19 protein-coding genes are annotated in these 25376 nt (G+C 46.9%); 1 reads left to right on the top strand and 18 read right to left on the bottom strand.

Annotated elements, in window-relative coordinates; all coding sequences use genetic code 11:
* Positions 1–219: 219 nt before the first annotated feature.
* Positions 220–951: a ZIP family metal transporter gene (locus PIL01S_RS24255; protein ID WP_127539829.1), complete on the top strand. Its 732-nt coding sequence runs from the start codon at positions 220–222 to the stop codon at positions 949–951.
* Positions 952–1136: 185 nt separating this feature from the next.
* Here the strand turns inward: PIL01S_RS24255 and PIL01S_RS24250 are convergent, their stop codons facing one another.
* From PIL01S_RS24250 to PIL01S_RS24165, 18 genes are all read right to left on the bottom strand, one after another.
* On the bottom strand, positions 1137–3086 hold the full coding sequence (locus PIL01S_RS24250; protein WP_307721006.1) for a heavy metal translocating P-type ATPase: 1950 nt from the start codon (positions 3084–3086) through the stop codon (positions 1137–1139).
* Positions 3087–3386: 300 nt separating this feature from the next.
* Positions 3387–4694, bottom strand: a complete 1308-nt coding sequence (locus PIL01S_RS24245) for a homocysteine synthase (RefSeq protein ID WP_127539825.1) — start codon at positions 4692–4694, stop codon at positions 3387–3389.
* A gap of 235 nt (positions 4695–4929) precedes the next feature.
* Entirely contained in the window at positions 4930–5775 is an 846-nt protein-coding gene (locus tag PIL01S_RS24240; protein ID WP_127539823.1) for a sugar phosphate isomerase/epimerase family protein, read from the bottom strand.
* A 36-nt stretch (positions 5776–5811) separates the two neighbouring features.
* A complete protein-coding gene (gene kduD / locus PIL01S_RS24235) occupies positions 5812–6564 on the bottom strand; it encodes a 2-dehydro-3-deoxy-D-gluconate 5-dehydrogenase KduD (RefSeq protein WP_127539821.1) in 753 nt (250 codons plus the stop codon).
* 99 nt (positions 6565–6663) lie between these two features.
* Positions 6664–7422: a DeoR/GlpR family DNA-binding transcription regulator gene (locus PIL01S_RS24230; protein ID WP_127539819.1), complete on the bottom strand. Its 759-nt coding sequence runs from the start codon at positions 7420–7422 to the stop codon at positions 6664–6666.
* Positions 7423–7457: 35 nt separating this feature from the next.
* Positions 7458–8297, bottom strand: coding sequence for a 5-dehydro-4-deoxy-D-glucuronate isomerase (gene kduI / locus PIL01S_RS24225; protein ID WP_095361811.1), 840 nt, complete (start codon positions 8295–8297; stop codon positions 7458–7460).
* 222 nt (positions 8298–8519) lie between these two features.
* Positions 8520–8849, bottom strand: coding sequence for a cytochrome o ubiquinol oxidase subunit IV (gene cyoD / locus PIL01S_RS24220; RefSeq protein ID WP_095292387.1), 330 nt, complete (start codon positions 8847–8849; stop codon positions 8520–8522).
* The gene (cyoC, locus tag PIL01S_RS24215) at positions 8850–9464 is read right to left on the bottom strand and encodes a cytochrome o ubiquinol oxidase subunit III (RefSeq protein WP_095292385.1); all 615 of its coding nucleotides are present in this window, start codon (positions 9462–9464) and stop codon (positions 8850–8852) included.
* Positions 9464–11434: a cbb3-type cytochrome c oxidase subunit I gene (locus tag PIL01S_RS24210; protein WP_095361754.1), complete on the bottom strand. Its 1971-nt coding sequence runs from the start codon at positions 11432–11434 to the stop codon at positions 9464–9466. Before PIL01S_RS24210 ends, cyoC begins: the two co-directional genes overlap by 1 nt.
* A gap of 21 nt (positions 11435–11455) precedes the next feature.
* Positions 11456–12415 (bottom strand): ubiquinol oxidase subunit II, encoded by a 960-nt coding sequence (cyoA, locus tag PIL01S_RS24205; RefSeq protein WP_127539817.1) that lies wholly within the window; start codon positions 12413–12415, stop codon positions 11456–11458.
* Between the two features lie 318 nt (positions 12416–12733).
* Positions 12734–12997, bottom strand: coding sequence for a hypothetical protein (locus PIL01S_RS24200; protein WP_095292381.1), 264 nt, complete (start codon positions 12995–12997; stop codon positions 12734–12736).
* Between the two features lie 324 nt (positions 12998–13321).
* The gene (locus PIL01S_RS24195) at positions 13322–14668 is read right to left on the bottom strand and encodes a GH1 family beta-glucosidase (protein WP_127539814.1); all 1347 of its coding nucleotides are present in this window, start codon (positions 14666–14668) and stop codon (positions 13322–13324) included.
* A gap of 19 nt (positions 14669–14687) precedes the next feature.
* Positions 14688–17066 carry a glycoside hydrolase family 95 protein gene (locus tag PIL01S_RS24190; protein ID WP_127539812.1) on the bottom strand — a complete coding sequence of 793 codons (2379 nt, stop codon included), beginning with the start codon at positions 17064–17066 and terminating at the stop codon, positions 14688–14690.
* A gap of 273 nt (positions 17067–17339) precedes the next feature.
* Entirely contained in the window at positions 17340–19040 is a 1701-nt protein-coding gene (locus PIL01S_RS24185; protein WP_371859984.1) for an ABC transporter substrate-binding protein, read from the bottom strand.
* Positions 19041–19375: 335 nt separating this feature from the next.
* A complete protein-coding gene (locus PIL01S_RS24180; protein ID WP_110821703.1) occupies positions 19376–21070 on the bottom strand; it encodes an ABC transporter substrate-binding protein in 1695 nt (564 codons plus the stop codon).
* Between the two features lie 381 nt (positions 21071–21451).
* Complete coding sequence (locus tag PIL01S_RS24175; protein WP_127539810.1) at positions 21452–23140, bottom strand: ABC transporter substrate-binding protein; 1689 nt, start codon at positions 23138–23140, stop codon at positions 21452–21454.
* 184 nt (positions 23141–23324) lie between these two features.
* Positions 23325–24227: a carbohydrate ABC transporter permease gene (locus tag PIL01S_RS24170; RefSeq protein WP_095292355.1), complete on the bottom strand. Its 903-nt coding sequence runs from the start codon at positions 24225–24227 to the stop codon at positions 23325–23327.
* A 15-nt stretch (positions 24228–24242) separates the two neighbouring features.
* Positions 24243–25226: an ABC transporter permease gene (locus PIL01S_RS24165; RefSeq protein WP_127539808.1), complete on the bottom strand. Its 984-nt coding sequence runs from the start codon at positions 25224–25226 to the stop codon at positions 24243–24245.
* Positions 25227–25376 lie beyond the last annotated feature (150 nt).

Raw genomic sequence — 25376 nt, 5'->3', positions numbered from 1 at the left:
CTCACTAGCATCAAAAGCAAATGCCCTTGCATACACTAGATCGATATAAGCCTAAATCATGTCCACAAGACCTGCCCAATATGACAATTGCCCTATGCAGAAATGGAATTCTAATTTATAATCATTCTAATCTGTTGTTCATTATGATCTCTTTTAACTACGGTGTCAATGCTCGGCAGCGATTATGAAGAAGTCTTCATCAGGAGGGAAAATGGAAGCATGAACGATGCACTCATTGGCAGCTTTATCTCAGCCATGTCTACCGGCCTTGGGGCCGTACCTATTCTATTTATGCGAAAAGTAACGCACCGTCTGCGTGATATCTTGCTTGCTTACGCAGCAGGTATTATGACCTCAGCCTCGGTGTACAATCTCATTCCCGAAGCGCTGGGGCAGTCGAACCTTTTCGTACTTGCTCTCGGTATTATGCTCGGCAGCATGGTTTTGCTGGTACTCGAAATGAAGATCCCTCATGTGGATCTTGAGAATCCGGAGAAGATGCCATTTAAAATTGAAGCCAAAGCCTTCATGATTATTGCAGCCATCACCATGCATAACCTGCCTGAAGGCTTATCTGTAGGTGTCAGTTATGCCAGTACCGATGCCAGTCTTGGCAATCTCATTGCCTTTTCGATCGGATTACAGAATGCTCCCGAAGGGTTTCTGGTCGCTCTCTTTCTCGTGAACCAGAACATCGGCCGATTCAAGGCACTTGGGATCGCTACCCTGACAGGAGCCGTCGAAATTATCACGGCCATGATTGGCTACACACTCAGCAGTCTCGTGGCAGGACTCGTGCCATATGGTCTTGCATTTGCGGCAGGTGCGATGATGTTCATCGTATACAAGGAGCTGATTCCCGAAAGTCACGGCGACGGCAATGCACGTGTGGCTACCGTTTCATTTTTGCTAGGACTCATTACGATGATTGGTTTGACTGAACTATTCTAAGCAAGACTTTTCCGTAAATAAACGTACATCCCAAAGAACCTAAGGACAGATCATTCTGCCCTGCAGGTTCTTTTTTTGGTCACAAATGAAGATTACATGAATTTACTGGGAGCCTCTGTAAGGTTAACTGAATACGTCCTATCAGGATGCGTAGGACGGTTCCTACGGGTTTATTCTCCAAATCATCAGCGCAGCAGTCTTAGACCATTGAGTATAACCAGAATCGTGCTGCCCTCATGCCCAACAACCCCCAGCGGCAATGCAACACCTTGCAGAAAATTCCCCGCAATCAGTGCCAGAATAACCGTAATGGCAAAAAACATATTCTGCTTCACCGTCCGTTGTGCTCTTCGTGCCTGCTCAATCACCCAGGCAATTCCCTCAATGTTATCATTCATGAGCACCACATCAGCTACCTCCAGCGCTGTCCCGCTCCCCGACATTCCCATGCCCATACCCACAGTAGCTGCTGCAAGTGCAGGCGCGTCATTAACACCATCACCAACCATGAGCACCTGTCCGTACTCTTGACGTAATGCCTGTACCTGTTTCACTTTATCTTCGGGAAGCAGATCGGCATAGACGAGACTTACTTCTGTTTCCCGTGCAATCACAGCTGCAGATTTGGCCCGGTCACCTGTCAGCATGGCCACCTTCACGCCCATATCCTCCAGCTTCTTCACTGCTGCTGCGGCTTGTGGACGAACGGTATCCCGCATGGCGATCAGGCCAGCAAAATGGTTATCCGCCATCACGATGGATACCGTTTTGCCTTCACGCTCAAGTCGGGCACGTTCGTCGTGCCAGTGTGGATGGGTATCCAAGTGTATTTCATTCGTTTTCCCAATCTTCCAGAGAACACCGTGTACGTACCCTTCAATCCCCCAACCTGTCAGCGTTTGTACCCGTTCGGCTTCTTGCGTCACAATACCTTCACGCACTGCCTGATCTACAATGGCTCGAGCCAGCGGGTGCATGGACAAGTTCTCAATGGCAGCAGCTGCAGACAGCAGTTCGGCGCGATTCACACCCTCGGCTGTTAATATATCTGTGACTTGGGGATTACCCATGGTCAATGTCCCTGTTTTATCAAAAGCCACGACCCGGGTCTGAGCCATATTCTCCACATGGGCCCCTCCCTTGAACAGAATACCGCGACGTGCACTGCTGGACATCGCAGACAGCATGACTGGCATGATGGAGGAGACCAGTGCACATGGTGAAGCTACAACGAGAAAAACCATCGCTTTATAAAAAGCCTCATTCCAGGTCCAGCCCAGCAGCAGTGGAGCTCCTGCGATAACCATCAGAGTTACACCCACAACCACTCGTGCGTAAATGCCTTCGAATCGCTCAATGAAACGCTGTGAATCCGGTACTTCGGCTTGTGCCTCTTCGACCAGCTTAATGATTTTGCCAAACAGCGAACCTGCAGCTGACTTCGTTACCTCTACATACAAAGCACCTTCTCCATTGACCGTTCCTGCATAAACCTCGTCACCCTCAGCTTTATCCACCGGCATGGATTCTCCTGTAATGGAGGCCTGATTGATAAATGAGCTCCCGCGGTACACGATGCCATCAGCCGGTATCAACTCGCCCGGTTTGACCAGCAGCAGATCGCCCGGTACGAGTTCATCAATGGCGACAAGGTTCATCTGTCCATTCTCGATGCGCAGTGCTGTCTCCGGCTTAAGTGCCATCAGCGATGAAATATCCTTATGACTCCGTTCCGTCGCATAACTTTCCAGAGCACCACTTAACGCAAAAATGAAGATCAGCATCGCGCCTTCATTCCAGTATCCAATAGCTGCTGCACCCAGTGATGCAGCAATCATGAGCAGATTGACATCCAGATCACGGTCCTTGACCAGTGTCTCCATGCCTTCCTTGGCCTTGGTCCATCCTCCGATTGCATAAGAGACGATGTACAGCATGATGGATATTTCATTGAAATAGGGTGAAGTTCCCCATGCAACAAGCATTAATAACCCGCTGCCGAGAGCCGCCTGCATCTCCTTATTCCGGAGCATGGCGCGAAAATTAGGTTTACGTCCACGGTTCGGGTTAGGTGACTGCGCGGAGTTCTGTTCTGCTTGTGTCTGGGTGTGTATAGGTTGATGTATCGCTTGCATGTGAATCACAATCCTTTCTTGTTTCGTTGATTTAAGTTGCGTCGTATTGAGAATGAGAGCCATTGTTAATGCCCTAAAAATGACACATGCTGCTGCGGGAATCCCGCAGCAGCATGGTTTTCGAATGAGAATGATAATCATTTTTGTACTTATGCAATTATGTTTACCCAATACAACTTTGAGTATATTATAGGCCTCGATTTGACGTTTGTAAATGGGCAGTTTCCTGATTACCTGCTGCTGGAACGCAAAAAAGCCGCCTGTCCTAAAGGACAGCGGCTTTCGTATGATCCCCTTTGGTTACGCTCCAACACTTGCTCCCTGACTCGCCTTAATGGCCTGTTCCAGGTCATACAGGATATCCTGAATATTCTCCGTACCGATCGAGAGACGGATAAGTTCAGGGTTAACGCCTGCTGCGGTCTGCTCATCTTCTGTCAGCTGCTGATGGGTTGTGCTTGCGGGGTGAATGATCAATGACTTGGAATCACCCACGTTCGCAAGGTGTGAGAAAAGCTTCACACTTTCGATGAGCTTACGTCCTGCATCTACACCGCCTTTTATACCAAATGTCAGGATGGCACCCTGCCCTCTTGGCAGATACTTCTGTGCCAGTTCATATGAGGCATGACTTGGCAGACCCGCGTAGCTCACCCACAGCACGTCCTCGTGCTTCTCCAGATATTCTGCAACAGCCAGTGCATTGCTGCTATGGCGCTCCACACGCAGATGCAATGTTTCCAGTCCTTGCAGAAGCAGCCATGAATTAAATGGCGAAATGGTTGCGCCCAGGTCGCGCAGCAGCTGCACCCTTGCTTTGATAATGTAGGCAATCGGTCCAACCGCTTCGGTGTATACCACACCATGGTAACTGGCATCCGGCTCTGTCAGACCCGGGAATTTGCCGCTCGCTTTCCAGTCAAATTTTCCGCTATCGACAATCACGCCACCAATGGATGTACCATGACCGCCAATAAACTTCGTCGCCGAGTGAACCACAATATCCGCTCCATGTTCAATCGGACGAAGCAAGTATGGGCTGGGGAACGTGTTATCCACGATCAAAGGAATACCATGCTCATGGGCAATCGCCGCAACCGCTTCAATGTCCAGCACGTTTCCTTGAGGATTACCGATCGTTTCCGCATATAATGCTTTCGTTTTCTCTGTAATGGCCGCCCTGAAATTCTCGGGATCACTGGAATCAACGAACTTCACATCAAGACCCAGCTTCGGCAATGTAGTTGAGAACAAATTATACGTACCACCATACAAGCTCGCCGAGGATACAATTTCATCCCCTGCACCTGCGATATTCAAGAGAGAAAACGTAATGGCTGCCTGCCCGGAAGCTGTAGCCAGTGCCCCGGCTCCTCCCTCCAATGCCGCAATCCGCTGCTCGAACACATCGGTTGTCGGGTTCATTAGACGGGTATAGATGTTGCCAAACTCTTTCAGACCAAACAGATTGGCAGCATGTTCCGTGTCCCTGAAACCATAAGAAGTGGTCTGATACAAAGGCACAGCACGTGCATGAGTCGTTGGATCAATCTCCTGGCCTGCATGAATTGCCAATGTTTCAAATGAAAGCTCACGTTCGTTTGACATAAATCTGAATCCTCCCTTGGCTTATACGTTTCAAGATCCTGATGTCCTCACATGGTGGCGTATGTTTTCCATATTCTCTCACAAGATGTCGTGTTTGAAAAGAGTTATTTCCGATTTATCCGATAAGAAATATTTTATATGTATTGTCGATAAGGCTATACCAAAAAACCTTTGCGAGGGCAAAGGTTTCCTGGCTATTTTAATATCGCAGAATGAGCTTATCTTCAGCCCATCTCTACACTCTCACACCATTCCATACTTCACGCAAATACTTGGCTGCAGGAGCTGCCTCCTCGGCAGTTACACCCTCCAGTGAGATATCGATATGTGGCTTATACGTTTTTAACAGCTCGAAAAACAGCGGATAATCCAATATGCCTGCACCGGGGACTGGATTAATCTTCTCGCCCTGTGCATTGAAGGCCACATCCTTCGCATGAATGACAATGATTCGCTGGTATAGCGTCTCCATTACATCACGCAGGAAAGCACCCTGGTCTGTAACATGCGGCTGTTTGATCAGATTGCATGGATCAAACAACATGCCCAGATTGGAGGACGGGATCTCTTCAAACAAACGAGTCATATGTTCACGTGTATGAAGCGTGTGGGTAGACACAGGCTCAATGGCCGCATGTACGCCCCACTTTTCCGCTTCCTCCGTGATTTCCTCCAGCGTTTCCCGCAGCACGCTCCATGCTTTTTCTTCATACCCATCTGGATGGGTGGCTTGGTAGGTGTCCAATCCTCCCGTTTCTGTTGCAACCATGCTGCAGCCAAAATCACGGGCATACCGCAGATGTTCCTTGAAACGCTCGATGTCTGCCCGTCTGCGTTCAGCATTCGGATCGATCGGATTAATGTAGCAGCCCAGAACAGCGATCTTGACCCCGCGGCTTGCAAATTGGTCCCCAATTTCATTCGCCAGTCCCGGACTGAGTTTGCCGTTAGACGAGTCAACATCCGATAGGGCTTTTGCAAGTGCCAGCTGAACCGAGTTGAATCCATGATCTGCGATCGTCTGTGCCAGCTGGGCTGTAGGCTGCTGGCCAAACGTATGTGCCAGAATACCAAGTTTCATGTCACTGCCTCCTTCAATCATTGATAGCAGAGCAGATTAACGAGCCATCCAGCCGCCATCTACATTCAGTACATGACCATTCAAATAATCTGAAGCAGACGATGCAAGAAACACGACTGGCCCTTTCAGATCTTCTGGAGTTCCCCACCGTCCTGCCGGAATACGTGCTGTGATATCCCGATACCGGTTTTCATCCGCACGAATTTGAGTGGTATTATCCGTCTCCATGTAACCTGGTGCAATACCGTTAATTTGTATACCTTTGCCTGCCCACTCATTGGCGAGAGCTTTGGTCAAGCCCGCAACCCCATGCTTACTTGCTGTATAACCCGGGACGTTAATACCGCCCTGATAGGACAACATGGATGCGATATTGATGATTTTACCGCTACCGCGTTCAATCATGTGTCTGCCCGCCAGTTGGCTCAAGAAAAATACCGTGTTCAGGTTAAGCCCGATGACATCGTGCCAGTCCTTCTGTCCGTGGTCAGCCGCAGGTGTACGGCGAATAATACCCGCATTGTTAACGAGAATATCAATTTTACCTTGAAAAGCTACTGCTTTCTCAAATACTGCCGGCAATTCATCTTCACGGCTTAAATCGGCTTCAATGATATATGCTTTGCGCCCGAGCGCTTCGATTGCACCTGCTGTCTCGGATGGTTTTGAATAGGAAACGAGTACCACATCTGCTCCGGCTTCCGCCAGACCAATCGCCATTCCCTGTCCCAAACCACCGGATGTACCGGTTACAAGTGCAACTTGTCCGCTTAGATCAAATGGATTCATGAATGATTCCTCCGCATGTTATGAGATGCAAACCTATAAGTGATGCCAATCAACTTTTTGCATATGCTTACGATTCAGATATGAAGTGCTTCTGTGCGTTTAACTTTGATAATCGACTTTGACACCGATTTGGTTATAGAGTGCAGCGGTCTCTTCACCCAGATGACTGTCACTGATAATACAGTCCAGCTCCGAACAATGCGCGAAGGTCCGCAGCGCAAATTGCCCGAATTTATAGTGGTCCACCACGCCAAAGACCTGCTGGGAGGCGGAGATCATCGCTTTTTTCAGAGGAACCAGATCACCTGTATAGATGGAGAGTCCGAACTCCGGATGTAGTGCAGTGGTAGAGATAAATGCTTTGTGGATATTAAGACTGGAGATAAAAGCCGCCGTGTCGTCTCCCACCAGCATATTACGGACTCTTGCCCCACCAGGCACGACCAGCCGAACCTGCTCCTTCTTGGTTAGCTCGGCAATAATGAAGAGATCATTGGTTACGACAGTGAGCGGCTGATTGTCCAACCGCTTCGCCATCTCGAGTGTTGTGCTCCCTCCGTCCAGCGCAATAATTTCATTGGGACGTATATAAGCGAGCGCACGCTCGGCGATTTCCGTCTTCTCCGAATGATGCTTCTCTGTGGCTCCTCGGCTCGTGAGGATACCATACTGGTCATTCTGAGCCAGCATGGCCCCTCCGTGGACACGTACAAGCAGTCCCATCGCTTCCAGCTTGTCGAGATCCTCCCGAACCGTCTTGCCTGTCACCTGCAGGAGTTCGCTCAGATCATTAACGGTAACTTCCTGGCGCTCCAGCAGAGCCTCCATAATTTTCTCATGTCTTTTTAATGGATTCATACAATCAACTTCCTGTTTCTTTGGAATTTACACGTTTATTTCAGGTCTTTCATCGCTACGCCGTCCATATCCTCGAACGTTTGGTTCTCACCAGCCATGGCCCAACAGAAGGTATAACTGCTTGTGCCAACGCCGCTGTGAATGGACCAGCTTGGAGAGATGATCGCCTGACGGTCACGTACAACCAGATGCCGGGTCTCGTTCGGCTCGCCCATCATGTGGAACACTACTCCGTCTTCGGGAAGATTCCAATACAAATATACTTCGGAGCGGCGGTTATGGGTATGTGCAGGCATCGTGTTCCACATGTTGCCCTTGTCGAGCTCCGTGATTCCCATCACCAGCTGACAGCTCTGAATTCCGCCCTCACCCTGGTGAATGTAACGATAGATGGTCCGTTCATTCGAACTTTCAATACTGCCCAGATGATTCGGCTGAGCTTGTTCCTGGGTTGCCTTTTGCGTAGGATAAGCGTGATGTGCCGGTGTGGATACAAAGTAGAACTGAGCCGGCTGCTCATTGCCATTACTTTTAAATACGACTTCTTTTACACCTTTTCCGATATAAAGGCATTCTTTGGCACCAATCTCGTAACCCTGTCCATCTGCAGTGACCGTTCCATGTCCTCCAACATTAATGATACCGATTTCACGACGCTCCAGGAAAAAGTCCGTTCCAATGTCCTTCAGGTTCACTTCAAGCGCAATGTCCTTGCTCTGAGGTACCGCAGTTCCTACAATATAACGGTCCACATGAGAATATACAGTAACCAGCTCGTCTGTTGCGAACAATTGCTCCATCAAAAATTCCTCACGCAGGCGAGACGTATCATAATTTTTCACTTCATTGGGGTGTGCAGCATAACGATTTTCCATCATTAATCCATTCCCTTCGTCAATTGAGTGATGTTTGAGATGATTTGATTACAAGGTTCATATAAGTTCATTTTAGTTCATTATGTATCATTTGTGTACCTTTTTTTGAAAATAAACTGATTTTAATTAAGCTATATTATGACTTTCCACTTTTGTGAAAACAAAAAAAGAGGATCTCCAACGTCTACAGTGCAGACCGGGAGATCCTCTCTTATTCAAATCTTAATGTGCAACGGCATTGTTCAGCATGATCCAGATTGAACCAAGAACGATGGTCAACATGATCAGCAGGCCGAAAATCAAAGCCATGACATTCCAGCGTGGTTTTCCTGTTTCACGAATATGCATGAAGAAGAAGAGTTGAACCACAAACTGAAGTGCGGCCGTTACGAGAATAACAACCATTGTTCCTGTTCTGCCCATCATATCATTCAGTACAACCACCAATGGGATGATTGTAAGGACGATGGACAGAATGAAGCCGATGACATAGGACTTCATGGAGCCATGCTGTTCATGAGCATGGGAATCATGTGAGTTATGCTCTGCCATCTACATCACCCCCATCAGATAAACGATCGACAGGAGGAAGATCCAGACGACGTCCAAGAAGTGCCAGTACAAGCTGATTACGTTGATTTTACCGCGAGTAACATCGGTAATACCACGTTTTTTCAATTGGAACATCAATCCGATCATCCAGATCAAACCTAACGATACGTGAAGTCCGTGAGTTCCCACGAGGGTGAAGAATGCGCCGGAAGCAGCACTCGTCGTGTAGCTGAATCCTTCGTGAATCATCTCAACAAACTCGGTTACTTCAAGTGCGATAAAGGCTGCACCGAGAACGGCTGTAACTGCCAGCCAGCTAATCAGCTGCTTCACTTTACCTTGGTTCATCGCAAGAACGGCAAGTCCGCTCGTAAATGAACTTGTGAGCAAGATGAATGTCTCGGCGATAACGCCCGGCATTTTGATCAGCTCAGACAATATTGGTCCGCCCGCCGTATTGTCACGCAACACAATAAAGGTTGCGAACAATACGGAGAACAGGATAACGTCGGATATCAGGAAGAACCAGAAACCGAGCAATTTCAATTCTTGTGGATCATGGTGACCATGGTCGTGACCGTGATCGTGACCATGCTTAGCGGCTGCTTGAGCCATTATACCGACCCCCTTAACGACGCTTCGGTACGCTTAATTTCGTCGACCGGAATGTAATAATCCGTATCGTATGAGAATGAACGAGCGATCATGCAGATCCCTACGCCAGCGAGTCCGAGAATCGCCATCCACAGCCATCCGAATACAAAGCCGAAGCCGGCGATGAACCAGAAGACAGACATGATAAACGGAATTGCGGAGTTCTTAGGCATATGAATCGGTTCGAGCGGCTGCTCTGGTGGGTAGATGCCTTTGGCACGACGTTCTTTCTCTTCCCACCACTCATCAATATCATCACCGCGCGGTGTAATGGCAAAGTTGTACTCAGGAGCTGGTGAAGGAATCGACCACTCGAGTGTACGACCATCCCATGGATCGCCGGATGCTTTGAGTGTTTTGTATTTGCGAATACCGTCTGCAATTTGTGCAACTTGGAACAAGAAACCTACACCCATCAGGAATGCCCCGATTGTGGATACGAAGTTCAGTTCCCACCAGCCGGTATCCCAGCCGTAGGTACTCAGACGACGTGTCATACCCATCAAACCTACAGCGTACTGCGGCATGAAGCAGACATAGAAACCAATATTCCAAGTCCAGAACGCCCATTTGCCCAGTTTCTCTTCAAGTTGGAAACCGAACATTTTTGGCCACCAGTAGTACAGACCTGCGAAGTATCCGAATACTACACCACCGATCAATACTTGGTGGAAGTGGGCAATCAGGAAGTAACTGTTGTGGAACTGGAAGTCAGCTGGTGCTACGGAAAGCAGAACCCCCGTCATACCACCGACGATAAAGCATGGAATAAATGCGATTGTCCATAACATCGGGGTGGCCATGCGGATCCGTCCGCGATACATCGTGAACAGCCAGTTGAAGATTTTAACCCCTGTCGGAATGGCAATCAACATCGTTGTAACAGCGAAGAATGCATTAACGTCTGCTCCCGAACCCATCGTGAAGAAGTGATGCGCCCATGTGAAGAAGGACAGGAAGCTAATGATCAACATCGCAAATACCATTGATTTGTAACCAAACAGTTTTTTCTTCGAGAACGTACTTACAATCTCGGAGAACACACCGAATGCCGGCAAGACGACAATGTATACCTCAGGGTGACCCCACATCCAGATCAAGTTGATATACATCATTGGGTTACCGCCCATATCAAGCGTGAAGAAATGCGCCCCGCCGAATCGATCCAGGAAGAGCAATGCAAGTGTCACAGTCAGGATTGGGAATGCAAACAAGATGATGATACAAGTGGAGAATACCGACCATGTGAACATCGGCATTTTCATCCATTTCATGCCTGGCGCACGCATTTTAATGATGGTAACCAGGAAGTTGATACCGGTAGCCAGGGAACCGATACCCGAGATCTGTATACCCCATATATAGAAGTTCTGTCCTACCCCCGGACTGTGTGACAGCTCCGATAGAGGCGGATAACTCAGCCATCCTGCATCAGGTGATCCACCGATAACGAAGGATAGGTTGAACAGCATTGCTCCCAGGAAGAATAACCAGAAGCTCAAAGCATTCAGGAACGGAAATGCGACGTCCCTTGCCCCTATTTGTAGAGGCACAATTACGTTAAACAAACCGAACATAAATGGCATCGCCATGAACAAGATCATGATGGTACCGTGAGTCGTAAAGACTTGGTTATAATGTTCTGGATGCAAGAAATCCATGTTAGGCATAGCTAGCTGAAGACGCATCATCAGCGCATCGACACCACCACGGAACAACATGATGATGGAAGCAATGATATACATAATACCGATCTTTTTATGATCGACGGTTGTTAACCAGTTACGCCAGAGCCAGCCCCATTTTTTGAAATAAGTCAGCACCGCTACGATGGTAATCATCGTAATCCCGATGGCCACGTCCGCACCATAAATCAGCGGGTCACCGGTAACGAAAAACTCCGATGCAAACTCCTTAAGTCTCTCTAACATTGGGGGCCTCCTTTCGAATCTTTAGTTAGAACTCTTGTCCACTTTCGTGGACGTATTTTCTTGGGCGCCTGAAGCTTCTTCCGAAGTTCCATGGTTATGAGCGCCTGTACCTTCAATGACATACTTCGTCACGATATCTTGGAACAATCCTTCAGGGAAGGAAGAATAATAAGCAACATTGCTTGTTCCCGGTTCCGCCAGAGTGTTATACGTCTCTTGCGTCAGCGGTTGGGATTGACCTTTCACTTCTCTTACCCATTGATCGAATTCTTCATCTGATGTTGCGTTGACGTCGAATCGCATTTGGGCAAAATGTTCGCCAGTAAAGTTGGCACCAGAACCGAAGTAAGTTCCTTCGTGATCTGCTTGCAAATACAAGGTCATCGCCATACCCGACATCGTATAAATTTGTCCACCAAGCTGCGGAATCCAGAACGAGTTCATCGGTGAATCCGCGGTAAGCTCAAATTTCACGGGCCGGTCTGCCGGAATATTCAACGTATTGACCGTTGCAATGCCTTGCTCAGGATACATAAACAACCATTTCCAGTCCAGTGAAGATACTTGAATGGTAATGGGTTCTTTCTCGGAAGCCAGTGGCTTCGAAGGCTCCAAATCATAGGTGTAGCGAACAGTTACGATCGCAAGCAATCCAATGATAACAATTGGAACCGTCCACCAGATAGCCTCAGCTTTGGTACTATGAGCCCAGTTCGGCTCATAAGCAGCTTTATTGTCCGGCTTGTCGCGGTAACGCCAAACGATTACAGCAGACAAAATCAACACAGGCACGATAACGACCGCACAAAGAATTGTCGAAATGACAATCAAATCTCTCTGCGAAGCGCCAATAGGTCCCTTCGGATCCAGAACAACGTACTGCCCGCCTGCCAGCATTGGCCAGACAATCAATGCAATTGTAACCAACGTCAGGACAACCGGAATGATAATCCGGGTAAGCGACCTAGGTTTCTTGTTCATCTTGATCCCCTCTCCTTAAATTCGCTCATACTGAAAAATCAGTATACTACTCTCTTCCTTCTAAAGATATCAGAAATGAGCAACTTTTTTGGTCTTGTTAACAAATTTGTCGATTTTACACCTTAAATGTGTGAATTTTTTCTCACAAATCACTTGCACACTTGATATTTTTCCATTGTAATCATTACACTTCGAGTCACAAAATAAAACCCTTTGCAGTCCCGTTGAACAGTCTCAACGAATCCGCAAAGGGCTTTATTGACTGGATTCCGGGTACTTATCCAGTCTTATTATGAACGAAAGATCGCCAGATTATAATTAATCCGCTCCTTCATCTTCCCGGCGTGTATGAACAAGACCAATTGATTTGGCGATTACATAAATAAACACACTACCTACCAGAAAACCGATACCGACCATCAAGCCAAGATTACGGTCATTAAATTCATTCAGGTTAATCAAACACATGACCACTCCAGTAATGAGGGCGATCCAAGCCAAAACTGTCATCGTCAACACTGCGCGCCGCATATTCTTATCTTTACGCTCCAATTGGCTTACCATTGCTGTCTTCGATGCCATAGTAAACACTTCCTTTTCCCTTTTTGTAAGTGCTTTCCTTTTACCAATATACCACATCAGTATGATTTTTAGTCAACAAATGTTCAAATTTATTTCGAAATTTGGACACTTTATTTTGATTTAGACTGTTGACAAACACTTAATTTATCCTCTTGTTATGTATAACCCAAAAACGACCTCTTCATAACAGCAATAGGATTTAACCTTTTGAACGCTTTATGAACATGTCTCCTTTCCCTGAAAATCCTCACAAAAAAACGGCGGTTCGGATAAACCGAACCCACCGTCTTGTTTCGAATCTATATTGTGCATGGATAGCTCCAACTAATTACGTGTCTCCAGCCAGTTGTTTTTAATGACATTCTGGTACCAATAAAAGCTTTCCTTCGGCGTTCTTACCAGTGAACGATAGTCCACATGAACAAGACCGAAACGCATCCGGTACCCTTCTGCCCATTCAAAGTTATCCATCAGAGACCATGCCATGTATCCCTTCAGGTTAATGCCATCGTTAATGATCCGGTGAATTTGGGCTAAATGCTGTTCGTAATAGGAAATTCGGCGATCATCATTAATTTTCCCATTCTCCAGATCATCATTGATACAAGCACCATTCTCGGTGATATAGACATCAACGTTGCCATACTTTTGCAAATAATGCATGAACTCATACAGCCCACGGGATTCAATCGGCCAGCCAATGTCCGTCTTCGTCAAGCCCATATCTACTTCTTCAGACTGCAGTACGCCTGCCTCCGGATTGAAGCGATTAATGCCCATCGTGTAATAGTTGATCCCCAGCAGGTCAATCGGTTGCGAGATGATCTCCATATCACCTTCCTGGATTGGCACTGTGGCACCCGCTTGGGCAAACCAATCCACCATGAATTGCGGGTAGGAGCCTTTGTAGATCGGGTCCAGGAACCAGTCTGTGTTGAGTGCGATAGAGCGGTCGCATGCCGCCTGATCTTCCGGTGACTTGCTGTATGGCTCAGCCCAGCATACGTTAGGTGCAATACCGATCTGTCCCGTTGTGCCAAGGCGCCGGAAGGACTGTACCGCTTTACCATGAGCTACAAGCAGTCCATGAGCCACATTAAGGGAGGTCTGAAGGTCTTTGTTCCCCGGTGCATGGATTCCCAGCAGGTTGGACAGGAACGCAATACACCATGGTTCGTTAAACGTTAGCCAGAACTTGATTTTACCCGTGAATTCCTTGAAGATGACCTCTGCATATTTAACAAAGGCATCGACGGTTCTCCGGTTTCCCCAACCTCCGTCATCCTCCAACACTTGAGGCAGATCCCAGTGATAGAGCGTGCAAAAAGGTTCAATACCTGCCTCAAGCAGCTTGTCCACGAATCGGTGGTAAAAGTCCAGACCTTCACGATTGATCTCGCCATCCCCGTCCGGGATAATGCGTGGCCAGGCAATGGAGAATCGATATGTGTTGATACCCAGCTTCTTCATCAGCTCAATATCTTCCTCATAACGGTGGTAGCTATCACAAGCTACATCTCCATTATCCCCGTTGAAAACTTTGCCTGGTGTCCGGGCAAATGTATCCCAAATGGATACACCGCGTCCACCTTCCTGTGCTGCTCCTTCTATTTGATAGGAAGCTGTTGCTGTACCCCAGCGAAAATCCTGCGGAAATTGAAAAATGGTCATTGGTTTCTCCCCCGTCTCCTCATGATACGCGGACAGTCTGTCCTGCGGTCATGGATAAAGTAATTACATAATCCCCTTGTGGTGTCAGCTCAGCCTGATGCCCCTCCCCATTTTCACCCTGCAGCGCTTGTGCACTTCGAATGGTTACCGAACCATCCCGCTCAGCCTTGATTACGGCAGATACCAATTGGCTGTCCTTCCACTCCATGGATAGGGTATAGCCTCCCCGTGCACGCAAACCAGTTACGCTGCCTTGTGTCCATTCATCTGGCAAAGCCGGCAGCAAATGTAGTTCATTCAGATGGCTCTGCAGCAGCATCTCTGCAATGCCGGCCGTGCCCCCGAAGTTGCCATCAATCTGGAATGGAGGATGATCATCGAATAAATTAGGGTGAGTGGACCGGGCAAGCAGTGTACGTACAAACTGATGTGCCTGGCCACCGTCAAGCAGACGCGCATACAGATTGATTAACCATGCACAGCTCCAACCGGTATGCCCGCCCCCTTGCGATATGCGCCGTTCAAGCGTTACACGTGAAGCTTCCACCAGGTCCGGTGTATCCATTCGATTGATCTGTTCCCCCGGATACAGGCCATACAGATGGGAAACATGGCGATGTCCTGGCTCCGATTCGGCGAAATCCTTGAACCATTCCTGCAATTGACCTTCACTGCCAATCCGGAACGGATATAATCTGCTCAGGCTGTCTTCCCATTCCGCAACCAGTGCCTGATCGACCTCAAGAGTCCCCGCTGCCTCAATACATCTGGTGAACAATTCACGAATCAGCGTCATATCCATCGTGGACGCCATCGAAATGCTCCTGGCTTCTCCTTCACCCGTCAGGAACTTGTTCTCCGGTGAGGTTGAAGGAGCAGTAACCAGATAGCCATCCGGTCCTTCAATCAGCCAATCCAGACAGAAAAGTGCTGCCTCCTTCATGACCGGATATGCACGCTCTTGGAGGAAGCGCTGATCTCCGGTAAAGAGGTAATGTTCCCACAGATGCGAAGTCAGCCAGACACCACCCATCGGCCAAAATGCCCAACTGGCATCACCGCCCGTAGGTGTTGTCGTTCTCCAAATATCCACGTTGTGATGGGCTGTCCACCCGCGAGCACCATACAATATGCGAGCTGTTCTGCGCCCGGTCTGACTGAGGTCCTCCAACAAATCGAAAAGTGGTTCATGGCATTCGCTCAGATTACACACCTCAGCTGGCCAATAATTCATTTCCGTATTGATGTTTATCGTATAATCACTGTGCCAGGGCGGCTCAACCTGATGATTCCATATACCCTGCAGATTGGCTGGCTGTGTACCTGGACGCGAGCTGGCCATTAATAGATATCTGCCATATTGAAAATAAAGAGCTTCGAGCCCGGGATCTTGAACTCCACTCTGGTAGGATTGAAGCCGCTCATCGGTAGGCAGCTCTGCGTTAGAAGTAGATCCGAGATCAAGACGGACCCGAGAAAATAAAGAAACGTGATCAGCCTCATGTCGGATACGCAGGCTTTCATGCCCTAATGTCATGGCTTTGGCGATGACATCTCTGCACTCTTGCTCAAGCAATGGTCCATCCTTTACGGGAACAATCTCATAGCTCTCATAAGCAGTAGCTGCAGCCAAGTAAAATACAACCTGTTTGGCTCCCTGAACATGAAGCTTGCCATCCACCGTCGATATCTTCGCCTCATTTCCGGTCACCGTCACCGCTAAACGAACTGCATACGAGGTCCCCCGGTCTTCTTCATAGATGACCGATTCGGGATGGTCCCGGAAGTAGTTCGACTCCACATGACTCGGACAACGGCTGAACATGGTCACGCCATCTTCAGAAAGCTGGGTTGTATACGGATGCGGGCTATCCAAATAAGCAGTGATGTTAACTGCCCCGTCCCTGTCAGCCGTGAGCGTACATATCATCAGATCATCCGGTGTACTGGTGTACACTTCACGAACATAACGAACACCTTCGTAGACATAGCTTGTTTTCGCTATACCAGATTCCAGATCAAGTTCACGTTCAAACTCTTCATAATTCAGCCCAAGAAGTCCTTCCTGCCGCAGGATGAAGTGCCCCATCGGCTGGTAAGCTTCCACATCACGGCCCAACATTTCACGATTGAGCAGTTCTTCAGCTTCACTATATTGTCCCGCCATGATTAGTTCACGGGTGCGCTTCAAGTACCTCTGGCTGCTGTACTGAATGGTGTCGCGTGGATAACCTGACCACAGGGTGTCTTCGTTTAACTGAATACGCTCTTCCGCTGCACCACCATACACCATACCGCCGAGACGACCGTTCCCAATAGGCAGCGCCTCTTCCCATCGAGTAGCGGGCTGACGGTACCATAGACGATTGAACTTTGCTTCCTCATTGAATAGGGACATATAATAACTCCTCTTCATTAATCATCTATTATTATAACGGAATCACTAAAACGTTTTCGAATACAACAAAACAGGTGCAATTGTTATGTATTCACTGGATCTCCGTGCACCTCAATTTAGTGCTTTAGCAACATTAAGGTGAAAGTGCTTTCAGTAAGAAAAGTATATTGGATTTAACATTCTTCGTCAACGTAAAACATCACAAGACAAACAAGAAGAGACCCTTCTTCAGGGCCTCTTCTATACTATGGATGAACCTCCACCCACGCTTGATTATTTTACATCTTTGCCAGTCCAGAGAGATACACGGTCTTTAACCCAAACCGTATATTGTTTCTCCATTTCCACTGCACCTGCTTTATCCAGCTCAGCGAGCATGTCATCATACACTTTATCGAAATTCGCAGGCGTCGTCAGAACCGCTTCCGGAATCCGTTTACGTACGATATCCTGAGTTTTTCTGAACGTTACGTCATAGTCTGTACCTGAAGGTACAGGCATGTTATATGCCGCTCCCCATTCTTTGAGAGGAAGATCCTCTTCAGACGGATAGAACTCTTTCCAGGTTGTAATGCCATAGGCTTTGAGCGTTTCTTTCTCAGCCGCTGTATAACCAGCTACAATCTGTTCAGGGAAGTTGGTTGTGTAATAGTTATCTGTAGAATCCTTCACACCATCACCATATCTTGCGCTGAAGATATTGTACAGACCAATACCTGTTTCTTTACTGAATGCAGAGTTGTCATTGGTTTTACGATCCTGAACTTCGTCAGGGATAACACGTTTACCATTCTCTACATTATAGTGTTGACCTTCAATTCCCCAGTTTCTCAGCACTTGACCTTCGTCCGAAGCGAGCCAGTCCATGAATTTAATGATACGCACTGGGTCTTCCGCTGCAGTGGTGATTCCAATTCCGTAGCCGTCGAATCCAGTTGGCTGGAATGTGTGGTCCACGATATCCTCGTTCAGGGATACAGAGAAGTGGGCGTACGTGCTGTCATCCTTGCCTGCACCTTTCAGTGCATTTTCAGCTTCTTGATAGTTCCATTCCTGGTCAATCAAGCCGAGTACACGGCCGCTGGCAATTTTGGATTTGTATTGGTCGTCTTTTTGAACAAATGTATCTTTGTCGAGCAGTCCTTCATTATACATTTTGTTCAACCAACGGAAATATTCTTTTTCTTCCGGACGTTTGTAGTGCAGCATCGCTTCATACGTTTCCGGGTTGATGTAATATTCACCGTCATCCGGAGCACCTGTTGCTTGGAATGCCGGGTTGGTTACCGTAATCATGATCTTCCAGTCATCCGCATTCAATGTCAACGGAATCGTTGGCTGTCCATCAATGGTTGGATGTTTCTCATAGTAGGCTTTGAGCACATTCTCGTAATCCTCAAGTGTTTTCACTTCAGGGTAGCCGAGCTCCTTCAACACCTTTTGTTGAATTTCAAAACCGCCTGTTGCGTCAAACGTCATATTATCTACACCCATATTGGTTGGGATCGTGTAGATGGCTGGGTCTTCCGTGCTGTATTTCAAACGATTCATCTGATCGCCATAAATCTTCTTCAGGTTTGGTGCATGCTCCTCAATCAGATCCGTGAGGTCAATCATCGCACCGGCATCTACAAGCTTAGACAAGTTACCTTTTGGGAAAATGATATCAGGATAATCACCGCTGGCAGCCATGAGACCAATTTTTTGATCGCCACCATTGTTTACATCGTATTCTGCTTCAATTGTAACGCCAGTTTGCTTGGTAATTTCCTTACCAACTGCATCTTGCATCTTGTTCCAAGTTGGACTTGCATCAGCACCAAAAAACGTAAATGTAACCGGATCGGTACCGTTTGAATCTTCAGAAGCGCTTTTGCTTCCCGAATTTCCGCAACCAGCAGTAACCAACAGCGCACTTGCGAGCATCAACATTGCAAAAGTCTTAGGTGTATTGCCTTTCATTTTGCCTCTCATTGTCTAGTTCCCCCTATTATTATGAAGGTTTTATCTGTATAACAGGCTAAGCCTGCGAATACCACTCTTGGAGCGCATTTCTGTATGCGCTTACCATAAGACCAATCCATACTTTTTGTAAGCCTAAAATATATTGTATGGACACATCACTTTAATGCTTCTAACAATGGTAAAACGTTTTCGAAACCTTCTTTAAAACGCTTACTGAAAGTGCTTACATCAATGATTATATGCTATCCTACCCGTCCCGTCAACAACAAAAAAAGGCCTTTTTACAAGGCCTCTTTCTGCAGAACAAAAGCTTTAAATTATAGTTCATTTTCTGAAATTTTCAGTTATTTCACATCTTTACCCGTCCACAGGGCTACACGTTCCTTCACCCATACGGTGTACTGTTTCTCCATCTCTACTGCCCCTGCTTTGTCGAGTTCAGCCAGGAGGCCGTCGTAAACTTGATCGAAGTTTTCAGGCTTCGCCAGAATAGCTTCAGGAATCCGTTTGCGGATGATATCCTGTGTTTTCTGGAATGTTACGTTGTAGTCTGTATCCGATGGAACCGGCATATTGTATGCAGCGCCCCAGTCTTTCAACTTCAGCTCATCTTCAGAAGGGAAGAAATCCTTCCATGTTGTAATACCATATGCTTTCAGCGTTTCCTTCTCAGCTGGAGTGTAACCCGCTTGGATCTGTTCAGGGAAATTGGTTGTGTAGTAATTGTCCGTAGAATCTTTTACCCCGTCGCCATATCTTGCGCTGAAGATGTTGTACAGACCAATACCTGTTTCTTTGGTAAATGCCGAGTTATCGTTGACTTTGCGATCCTGAACTTCGTCAGGAATGACACGTTTTCCGTTTTCAACATTATAGTGTTGACCTTCAATTCCCCAGTTTCTCAGCACTTGACCTTCATCTGAAGCAAGCCAATCCATGAATTTGATGATTCGTACCGGATCTTTGGCCGTTGTTGAAATCCCGATTCCGTACCCGTCGAATCCAGTTGGCTGGAATGTGTGATCCACGATATCCTCGTTCAGGGATACAGAGAAGTGAGCATACGTGCTGTCATCTTTGCCCGCTGCTTTGAGGGCATTTTCGGCTTCACCATAGTTCCAATCCTGGTCAATCAGACCGAGTACGCGGCCGCTGGCAATTTTGGATTTGTATTGGTCATCTTTTTGAACAAATGTATCTTTGTCGAGCAGTCCTTCATTATACATTTTGTTCAACCAACGGAAATATTCTTTTTCTTCCGGACGTTTGTAGTGCAGCATCGCTTCATACGTTTCCGGGTTGATATAATATTCACCGTCATCCGGAGCACCTGTTGCCTGGAATGCCGGGTTCGTTACGGTAATCATGATCTTCCAGTCATCCGCGTTCAATGTGAGTGGAATGGTTGGTTGACCGTCAATCGTTGGATGTTTCTCATAGTAGGTTCTTAATACGTTTTCGTAATCCTCAAGCGTTTTTACTTCTGGATATCCAAGCTCTTTCAAAACCTTTTGTTGAATCTCAAATCCGCCACCAGCATCAAATGAAACGTTATCTACACCCATGTTCGTCGGAATCGCATAAATGGCCTGATCTTCGAGACTGTATTTCAAACGATTCATCTGATCCCCATAGATTTTTTTCAGGTTTGGTGCATGTTCTTCGATCAAATCGGTAAGGTCAAGCATAGCACCTGCGTCAACAAGCTTCGATAAGTTCCCTTTAGGAAAGATAATATCAGGGTAATCACCGCTGGCAGCCATCAAAGGTATTTTCTGATCCCCGCCATTATTCACATCGTACTCTGCCTCAATCGTAACACCTGTTCGTTTGGTAATCTCTTGGCCGACTGCATCCTTCATATTGTTCCAGTTTGGACTTGCATCTGCACCAAAGAATGTAAACGTGATTGGACTGGTTGTATCCCCTGTATCCTCTGGTGTTTCTGAAGCAGTAGTACCTCCTCCACAGCCTGCCGTAATGGCAAGTGCACTAGCAAGTAGAAGCATAGCGAATGTTTTTGGTGTTTTGCCCTTCATGTGTAATCCCCCTTATGGATAAAATGAAGCTATCTATTGTATAACAGGCTGGCCTGCTCATACCGGAAAGTGAATAATCTTAATGTTAATCTTTAGCTTTTATTACTTTAAAAGCGCTTACTAATTGAGTTGATAATTACCTTTTTAAATTAATAAACCTGATATATTCCTTTATTTCAGACTTGAAGGGAAAGCCGTTAAGGTCTGTCATACCAGTGATGTAAGTGCTTTCATACTTGAATAATAATCGCTCCGAAAGTCCTTGTCAATAGTGAATTTGTAAATTTGAAAACGTTTTTTAGAAAACGTTTTAGCACAAAAAAAGGAACCCAGGTTTCTGGGTTCCTCTCTTCAAAAAATGAATGATACACTATAGAACAATTATTGAGCTTCACCACTCCACAATTTAACGCGATTTTGGACAAGCTCGGTATATTGTTGTTCCATTTCCTCTGCTCCGGCTTTGTTCACTTCAGCAATCATTCCATCATAGATGGCGTCAAACTGATCCGGGGAACTGAGAATAGCCTCCGGAATTCGTTTACGGATAATATCCTGTGTTTTCTGGAAGATGACATTGTAATTGGAGTCACCTGGCGTTGGCAAATTGTATGCCGCTCCCCATGGCTTAACCGGGAACTCATCTCCACTTGGGTACAAGTCCTTCCAGGTTGTAACACCATATGCTTGCAGTGTTTCTTTCTCTGGCTCTGAATACGCTGCTACGATCTGTTCAGGGAAATTCGTGGTGTAATAGTTATCCGTCGAATCTTTAACCCCATCTCCATAGTGACCCGACATATTCGTGTAGAGACCAATCCCCGTCTCTTTTTGGAATACGGCAGCATTGTTTGTCTTTTGGTCCAGAACATCGGCAGGAATGACACGCTTGCCATCCTTCACTTCGTAGTGCTGGCCTTCAATTCCCCAGTTCATCAGCACTTGACCTTCTTCAGAAGCCAGGTAATCGAAGAATTTAATCGTACGAACCGGATCCGGATTCGTAGTTGTAATACCTACACCCCAGCCGGATACGAATCCCGTGTCCTGATAGGAATGATCCTTGATGTCCTCAGACAGGGTTACCGGGAAGTGTGAATATGTTGCTTCAGGTTTGCCTGCTGCTTTCAATGCGTTTTCAGCATCGGAGTAGCCCCAATCCTGGTCAATTACACCAAGCACACGTCCACTTGCGATTTTGGATTTATACTGATCCGTTTTTTGTACGAAGCTGTCCTGATCAAGCAATCCCTCGTTGTACATTTTGTTTAACCAACGGAAGTACTCTTTTTCTTCCGGACGCTTGTAGTGAAGCATTGCTTCGTACGTTTCTGGATTGATGTAATATTCACCGTCATCCGGTGCACCTGTTGCGAGGAAAGCCGGATTCGTTACCGTGATCATGATTCTCCAGTCATCCGCGTCAAGTGTTAGAGGGATCGTTGGTTGTCCATCAATCGTCGGATGTTTCTCTTTATATGCCTTCAGCACATTTTCGAAATCCTCGAGTGTGCGCACCTCAGGGTAGCCAAGCTCTTTCAATACACGGTGCTGAATACCGAACCCGCCGCCTGCATCAAAGTACTTTTGGTCTACCGCGTAATACGTTGGCAGCACATAAATGGCCTGATCCTCATTACTGTATTTCAACCGGTCCATGTAATTACCATACAGCTTCTTCAGATTGGGAGCATACTGGTCAATCAGATCGGTCAGATCCAACATTGCTCCTGCATCCACCAGCTTGCTAAGCTCTCCTTTGGGTGACACGATATCGGGATAATCGCCGCTCGCTGCCATTAAGGATATTTTGTCCTGACCACCGCTGACGGCAAATTCACCGTTAAGTGTTACTCCTGTTTTCTCCGTAATAACCTGGCCAACCTCATCCTTCATGCCATTCCAGTTTGGACTGGGATCGACGCTAAAAAAGCTGAATGTGAGCGGAGTCGTTTCACCACTTGTGTCTTTAAACGACGTATCGCCGCCAGTTCCTCCACCGCCACAACCTGCGAGCAAAGACATCGCAAGTACAGGAGCCAGTGCCCCTTTCATTTTAAAACTTGCCATAATGGTAATCCTCCCTGTTTCATATGTCTGTCTTATCCGGGACTTTTTTGTCCCTGTCTATAGCTTCATGAATGCCGCTCCGCAGCCCTATACGGTGAGGCGCAAACCAATTGGTTACGCCTCGGGCACCTGATGCTTTTTTTAGTTTACGGCTGCTCTTTTTGCAGCTCTATATTGTTGATTATTATGCTTTTACTGCACCCAGTGTCATACCGCCTACAAAGTACTTTTGCAGGAATGGATATACAACCAGGATTGGAACGGTAACAACGATCGTAATGGCCATCTTGATGGACTCTGGTGAAATCTGCGTCATCTGCTGTGCCATGTCATTGGCATTCCGTCCAGCACCAGAACCTTGTTGTGTACTTTGCAGTACTTTCATCAACTCATACTGGAGTGTTGTGAGATGTGCCTTGGAACCGTTGTACAGATACGTATCAAACCATGCGTTCCATTGGCCTACTGCCAGGAACAATGCAATCGTTGCAAGAACCGGTTTACAGAGTGGCAGGATGATTTTGTAATAAATCTTAAAGTCATTTGCACCGTCCAGTTTCGCCGATTCTTGAAGCGCATACGGCAGTCCGTCAATAAAGGAACGAATAACGAATACGTTGAACGCACTGATCATGCCTGGCAATACATACACCCAGAACGTACCGATCAGGTTCAGGTCACGCATCAGGATGTAGACCGGAATCAGACCCCCGGAGAAATACATCGTAAGTGCAAGTGCAGTGGATACGAATTTTCTCAATTTGAAGTCCGGACGAGCCAGTGTAAAGGCAATCATCGAGGAACTGATCAGACCGAGCAGTGTACCTACAATCGTACGCATAATGGAAACCTGTAGACCTTGCAGCAGCCCGTCATACTGGAAGATCGTTTTGTAGTTTTCCAGTGTAAATTCCCGCGGCCACAAGTAAATTCCACCACGTACCGTATCTGTTGAGTTATTCAATGAGATCGCAAGCACGTTCAGGAATGGATACAGCGTCACGATCAGTACCAGCGCCATAGCAATGATATTGAATATATCGAACAGTTTATCGCCCCGTGTAGCATTGAATGATTTGTTCGCCATAGTGTTCCCCCCTCCCTACATGATGCTTTCTTTGGTGAATTTCTTGAACAACCCGTTCGCTGTAAACAGAAGGATGATACTGACAACGGAGTTGAATATACCTATCGCTGTTCCGTATGAGAATCGTCCCATGTTCAAACCATAATTGAGTGCGTAGAGATCGAGAACTTCTGAGTAGTCTAGTACCAGACTGTTTTGCAGCAAGAACTGCTTTTCAAAACCGATACTGATCAAGTGTCCGATGGACATGATGAACAGTACGGAGATTGTCGTCCGAATACCTGGCAGTGTAATGTGCCACATCTGTCTCCAACGGTTCGCACCGTCCACTCGGGAGGCTTCGTAAAGTTCCTGGTCAATACCGGTAATGGCCGCCAGATAGATGATGGCATTCCAGCCCGTTTCTTTCCACATATCTGAAGCGGTTACAATGTACCAGAACAGGTTCCCCTTCGCCATGAACTGGATTGGCTGATCGATAATGTTCAGACCTACCAAAATGTCATTGACAATCCCTCCATCGGTGGAGAGCATCTTGGTAATAATCCCTGCAACCACGACCCAAGATACAAAGTGAGGCAGATATGATACCGTTTGCACCGCACGTTTGAAGAACATGCCTTTGAGCTCATTCAAGAGAATTGCAAAGAAAATCGGCACGACAAAACCGACAACCAGCCCCATTAAGCTCATTGCAAGTGTATTTCGAAGTACCAGATAGAACCGCTCATCGCTAAACAGCTCTACAAAGTGTTTAAAACCAACCCATTCTTGGTCGCTGAACGATCTGGCTGGTTTGAAATTTTGGAAAGCCATTGTCCATCCCCATAGCGGCAGATAGTTAAATACAAAAACCCAAACTACGAATGGCAGTGACATGAGATAGAGATACTTCTGCTGCTTGATGCTATCCCAAATTCCGTTCCGCCGTTTGTTCGTTGGCGGCTTGGGGTTACTGCTTCTTTTCGCGGAAGCGGATTTTTTTGTTAGCGTTTCCATCTCCGTTCCCCCTCCTCTGTTTTATAGATCCATCATAACTGATAGAGCGTTTTCAAAATACCATCTGGATTTTAGAGAAAATCATATAAAAATTAGATATCCCCCCACAGAATTCGACATTATCTGCTCAAAATCAGGTATTTTAAAGCC

Origin of the sequence: Paenibacillus illinoisensis NBRC 15959, from assembly GCF_004000925.1 — a bacterium.
GTDB lineage: Bacteria > Bacillota > Bacilli > Paenibacillales > Paenibacillaceae > Paenibacillus > Paenibacillus illinoisensis.
This window is presented reverse-complemented; position numbering and strand designations above follow the sequence as displayed.

Excerpts from the sequence above, each read along its gene's own strand:
- PIL01S_RS24255 (WP_127539829.1), top strand. The coding sequence starts at position 220 with ATGAACGATGCACTCATTGGCAGCTTTATCTCAGCCATGTCTACCGGC.
- PIL01S_RS24250 (WP_307721006.1), bottom strand. The coding sequence starts at position 3,086 with ATGCAAGCGATACATCAACCTATACACACCCAGACACAAGCAGAACAG.
- PIL01S_RS24245 (WP_127539825.1), bottom strand. The coding sequence starts at position 4,694 with ATGTCAAACGAACGTGAGCTTTCATTTGAAACATTGGCAATTCATGCA.
- PIL01S_RS24240 (WP_127539823.1), bottom strand. The coding sequence starts at position 5,775 with ATGAAACTTGGTATTCTGGCACATACGTTTGGCCAGCAGCCTACAGCC.
- kduD (WP_127539821.1), bottom strand. The coding sequence starts at position 6,564 with ATGAATCCATTTGATCTAAGCGGACAAGTTGCACTTGTAACCGGTACA.
- PIL01S_RS24230 (WP_127539819.1), bottom strand. The coding sequence starts at position 7,422 with ATGAATCCATTAAAAAGACATGAGAAAATTATGGAGGCTCTGCTGGAG.
- kduI (WP_095361811.1), bottom strand. The coding sequence starts at position 8,297 with ATGGAAAATCGTTATGCTGCACACCCCAATGAAGTGAAAAATTATGAT.
- cyoD (WP_095292387.1), bottom strand. The coding sequence starts at position 8,849 with ATGGCAGAGCATAACTCACATGATTCCCATGCTCATGAACAGCATGGC.
- cyoC (WP_095292385.1), bottom strand. The coding sequence starts at position 9,464 with ATGGCTCAAGCAGCCGCTAAGCATGGTCACGATCACGGTCACGACCAT.
- PIL01S_RS24210 (WP_095361754.1), bottom strand. The coding sequence starts at position 11,434 with ATGTTAGAGAGACTTAAGGAGTTTGCATCGGAGTTTTTCGTTACCGGT.
- cyoA (WP_127539817.1), bottom strand. The coding sequence starts at position 12,415 with ATGAACAAGAAACCTAGGTCGCTTACCCGGATTATCATTCCGGTTGTC.
- PIL01S_RS24200 (WP_095292381.1), bottom strand. The coding sequence starts at position 12,997 with ATGGCATCGAAGACAGCAATGGTAAGCCAATTGGAGCGTAAAGATAAG.
- PIL01S_RS24195 (WP_127539814.1), bottom strand. The coding sequence starts at position 14,668 with ATGACCATTTTTCAATTTCCGCAGGATTTTCGCTGGGGTACAGCAACA.
- PIL01S_RS24190 (WP_127539812.1), bottom strand. The coding sequence starts at position 17,066 with ATGTCCCTATTCAATGAGGAAGCAAAGTTCAATCGTCTATGGTACCGT.
- PIL01S_RS24185 (WP_371859984.1), bottom strand. The coding sequence starts at position 19,040 with ATGAGAGGCAAAATGAAAGGCAATACACCTAAGACTTTTGCAATGTTG.
- PIL01S_RS24180 (WP_110821703.1), bottom strand. The coding sequence starts at position 21,070 with ATGAAGGGCAAAACACCAAAAACATTCGCTATGCTTCTACTTGCTAGT.
- PIL01S_RS24175 (WP_127539810.1), bottom strand. The coding sequence starts at position 23,140 with ATGGCAAGTTTTAAAATGAAAGGGGCACTGGCTCCTGTACTTGCGATG.
- PIL01S_RS24170 (WP_095292355.1), bottom strand. The coding sequence starts at position 24,227 with ATGGCGAACAAATCATTCAATGCTACACGGGGCGATAAACTGTTCGAT.
- PIL01S_RS24165 (WP_127539808.1), bottom strand. The coding sequence starts at position 25,226 with ATGGAAACGCTAACAAAAAAATCCGCTTCCGCGAAAAGAAGCAGTAAC.